The 3,997-nt window shown below is 51.3% G+C and carries 5 protein-coding genes; all 5 read left to right on the forward strand.

The genetic code is table 11. The features are described from left to right. The first annotated feature begins 80 nt into the window (after positions 1–80). Entirely contained in the window at positions 81–1,238 is a 1,158-nt protein-coding gene (folP, locus tag IJN28_04725) for a dihydropteroate synthase (GenBank protein MBQ6713072.1), read from the forward strand. Continuing rightward, a complete protein-coding gene (folB, locus tag IJN28_04730) occupies positions 1,231–1,596 on the forward strand; it encodes a dihydroneopterin aldolase (GenBank protein MBQ6713073.1) in 366 nt (121 codons plus the stop codon). Before folP ends, folB begins: the two co-directional genes overlap by 8 nt. After that, complete coding sequence (gene folK / locus IJN28_04735) at positions 1,593–2,069, forward strand: 2-amino-4-hydroxy-6-hydroxymethyldihydropteridine diphosphokinase (protein MBQ6713074.1); 477 nt, start codon at positions 1,593–1,595, stop codon at positions 2,067–2,069. The genes folB and folK overlap by 4 nt, the downstream gene beginning before the upstream one ends. A 12-nt stretch (positions 2,070–2,081) precedes the next feature. Then, positions 2,082–3,173 carry a hypothetical protein gene (locus IJN28_04740; protein ID MBQ6713075.1) on the forward strand — a complete coding sequence of 364 codons (1,092 nt, stop codon included), beginning with the start codon at positions 2,082–2,084 and terminating at the stop codon, positions 3,171–3,173. A gap of 60 nt (positions 3,174–3,233) precedes the next feature. Continuing rightward, positions 3,234–3,997, forward strand: a 764-nt coding sequence (dprA, locus tag IJN28_04745) for a DNA-processing protein DprA (protein ID MBQ6713076.1), incomplete at its 3' end; no start/stop codon positions are given.

Here is a 3,997-nt window from a genome sequence, read left to right on the forward strand (position 1 = left end):
GACACAGAAGGGGCGATGACAACGTGGATTTTCATGCGAGAGTGATCACGATCGATACGGCAGAAGCGGCGCGCCGTGCGATGAATGAGATCGGCTGCGATCCGGGCGGTACGGCTATCATGCAGAATAAGGCGCTGTTTCGCGTTATCAAGGTAGAGGGTCTTGTGACGAAGGCTGCAAACATATTGAAACAGACGATGCTTGCCAAAGGTGGTGAAGCGGCTGTCAGACGCGGTACGGTCGATCTGAGTGCCGAGAAGACGGATGTATTGCTCTGCGGTACTCTGCGTCAGTATCAGCAAGCGATCGCACAGCTTAAAGTGCAGCCATGGGGCTTGAAACAGCTTTCGGCCGAACTGCATAATGTGCTTAATGCGGCGGGCGGACGTCTTTTGCGTACGTGGTCATGGGGCGACAAACAGCTTGTTATCGAGCCGAATAAAACGGTCGTTATGGGAATACTGAATGTCACGCCCGATTCGTTCTCGGACGGAGGGAAGTTCAACTCGGTCGATACTGCGCTCTATCATCTTGAGGAGATGCTGGAGGCAGGGGCAGATATCGTTGATATTGGTGCTGAATCGACAAGACCGTACGGCGGTGCCGAAAAGGTATCGGCAGAAGAAGAAAAAAGAAGGCTGCTGCCGATTCTGGAAGAAGTATTGAAGCGGACGACGGTCCCGATATCGATCGATACGTATAAGGCAGAAGTTGCCGACATGGCACTTGAGGCGGGCGCGCATATCATCAACGATGTGTGGGGTCTGCAGTATGATAACGGAGAGATGGCGCAAGTCGTCGCGAAACATGGTGCTCCTATCGTCGCGATGCACAACCAACACGAAGCCGTATATTCGCGCGATATCATCTCCGACCTGTTCATGTTCTTCAAGAAAAGTATCGCTATTGGGGAGCAAGCAGGCATCGCGAAAGAACAGTTTATCCTAGATCCGGGTATCGGGTTTGCCAAGACGTTTGACCACAATATGGAGATCATGTCGCGTCTTGAAGAACTGCACGGGTTGGGCTGTCCGATCCTTCTCGGTACATCGCGCAAGCGGTTCATCGGCGAAGTGCTCGACCTGCCTGCCGAAGAGCGTGTGGAAGGCACGATGGCGACGGTGGCGACAGGTATCAATAAAGGAATACACATCGTACGTGTCCATGATGTGAAACAAGTAAAACGAATGGTGCGTATGATGGATGCGATAAAACAAGTGGGTGAGAAGAATGGATAAAATTTTACTCAAAAATTTGATGTTTTACGGATATCACGGCGTTTATGAAGCAGAACGTGAACTCGGACAGAAATTCTATCTCGATATCGAGCTTCAAGCCGATCTTGAAAAAGCAGGATATTCGGATGACTTAATGGATACAATTGACTATACAGCCGTCTATCGTGAGGTCAAACAGATCACAGAACAGACGAAATTTAAGCTGCTCGAAGCACTCAGCCAGACGATTGCCGACCGTATTTTGGCGATGGATGCTCGTATCGAAGCGGTGACGGTACGCGTTCGCAAACCGAGCGCACCGATGCCGGGATCGATGGATTTCGTGCAGACTGAGATCACAAGACGGAGAAAAGCATGATCTTCATCGGACTGGGATCGAATCTCGGCGACCGCGCGCAGCAACTCGAGTCGGCAATCAGAGAGCTGGAGAGCGGCGGCGATATTCGCGTCGTAAAACGCTCGTCTGTCTATGAGGCAGAACCGTTCGGCGTAAAAGATCAACCTGATTTTTTGAATATGGTCATTGCAGTCGAAACGGAGCTATCTCCCGAAGCACTTCTCGAAGAGTGCTTGAAGGCAGAAGACAGACTTGGCCGTGTTCGTCGTCGTTATTGGGGCGAACGGACGATCGACATTGATCTTTTGGCGTACCATCAAGAGGTGCGCCGCACACCAAGGCTTCGCATCCCGCATATGTATCTGCCGATGCGTCGTTTCGTATTGGTGCCGCTTGCGGAGATCGCAGGCGATGAGATCATTCAACAAGGCAAGACGGCATCGGAACTTTTGCGCGCTTGCAGAGATCGCGGGATGGTCACAAAAGTCGAATAAGGAGGCGGTCGAGTGGCTCGCTTTTTGCTTTGTCATGCACCGTTTGGCAGTGGACATACCGTTGCTGCCAAGACGATCGCGGAAGCGATAAGTAGGAATCATTCGGGGTCTGAATGTTTGTGTATTGATATATTTTCGTATTTACCGACTTGGATAACACGTGGAATGATAAACAGTTATTTATGGATATTGGCGCATTGTCCGCGCCTGTATCGCTATTGCTATCATCTCGGCAACGAAAAGGGCGGTAGGTCACTTTTGCTGAAGCTCGCTCGGGCGGTGATGAAGAAAACGTTGCTCGCAGATATTCGCGCGTATCGACCTGATATCATCATCTGTACGCATGCGACGCCGACGATGGTGGCAGGTGCTCTGGCAGAAGAAGATGTCATAGATATACCTATCGCTGCGGTCGTAACAGACTATGTCGTGCATCGCGCATGGATGCATCATGGTGTAGTGCGATACTTCGTTGCGCATGACGGTCTGACAGAACGGCTCTCTTCGTGCGGGATCTCACGTGAGCGTGTGACGGTCAGCGGTATCCCTGTCAGAAGCGGATTTTGTCCGCGGGAAGGCGTACGTGCTAACGGGCGCATACTTGTGATGGGCGGTGGTCTGGGACTGGTCGATCTGATGCCTGTTATGTGTGCTGTGATGCGTATGGACGAGCCGATCACGCTTCATATCATTACGGGGAGCGAGGCGAAGAAGCAGAAGGCAGAACATTTAACGAAAAAATATCCTTATCCGATGATAATAGATGGTTACAGCCGTAAGGTGGACGAAGCTATGCGGCAGGCCTCTCTTTTGATAACGAAAGCGGGCGGTGTATCGGTTGCCGAAGCATTGGCGATTGGCATACCGCTTGTTTTATTTGGCTCGCTGGCGGGACAAGAAGAAGCGAATACGGATTTTTTGGTATCGTGCGGTGCAGCTCTGTCGGCGAATAACGAAGAAGAATTATACCAAAATATACAAGCGGTCTTAGATGATAAAAATGGGGTCGCAGAGGCGATGATGAGCGCGCAGAAGAAGATGTGCAGACCTTATGCGGCAGACGATATCGCAAGACAGCTTGAAAAGATGATAAAGAGCAGATAGCGAGGAATCATGATGGAACGACATTATCTTGCCGCCTTGAAGCAGGTAACGGGGCTTGGAATGAAAACTGAAAAGATGATCATGCAATATTTCGGCTCGGCAAAAGAAGCATGGCACGCTCATATTGATGACTGGTACGACTGCGGGGTACGTAAGAATGTCTGTTCCGAGTTCGTTAGTCTGAAAGAGCATCTCGACGTCGACCGTATGATAACAGATTGGGAAAAGCAAGGTATCCGTCTTTGTATGCGCGGTGATGAAGAGTATCCGCCGCTACTTGCAGAGATATTCGATCCGCCGAGCTTACTCTATTATCGCGGTACGATACCGAAGAGCGAACTTGCTATCGGTATCGTTGGTTCTCGTCGTTCTACGACATACGGCAGACAAGCTGCGCGGAAGATCGCATCTGAGCTTGCCGCATCGGGTTTCGTCGTCGTCAGCGGTGCGGCGCGCGGTATCGACACGGCATCACATCTCGGTGCGCTCGAAAACGGCAAGACGATCGCCGTGCTCGGCTCAGGTGTCGATGTTGTCTATCCGCCGGAAAATGCAAAACTGCTCGCCGACATTGCTGTGAGTGGTGCCGTCATCTCCGAATATCCGCCCGGTACACAGCCAAGACAAGGGTTTTTTCCTGCGCGCAATCGCATCATCAGCGGTATTTCGGCAGGTCTTCTCGTCGTTGAGGCGGCAGAAAAGAGCGGTGCGCTCATTACGGCGACGTGTGCCATGGAAGAAGGAAGGGACGTATTCGCTGTTCCGGGCAGTATTTTTTCACCTGTCAGTGTTGGAACGAACCGCTTGATACAAGACGGTGTCAA

The organism is Selenomonadales bacterium (assembly GCA_017442105.1).
Classification (GTDB): Bacteria; Bacillota; Negativicutes; order RGIG982; family RGIG982; genus RGIG982.

Excerpts from the sequence above, each read along its gene's own strand:
- folB (MBQ6713073.1), top strand. The coding sequence starts at position 1,231 with ATGGATAAAATTTTACTCAAAAATTTGATGTTTTACGGATATCACGGC.
- folK (MBQ6713074.1), top strand. The coding sequence starts at position 1,593 with ATGATCTTCATCGGACTGGGATCGAATCTCGGCGACCGCGCGCAGCAA.
- folP (MBQ6713072.1), top strand. The coding sequence starts at position 81 with ATGAATGAGATCGGCTGCGATCCGGGCGGTACGGCTATCATGCAGAAT.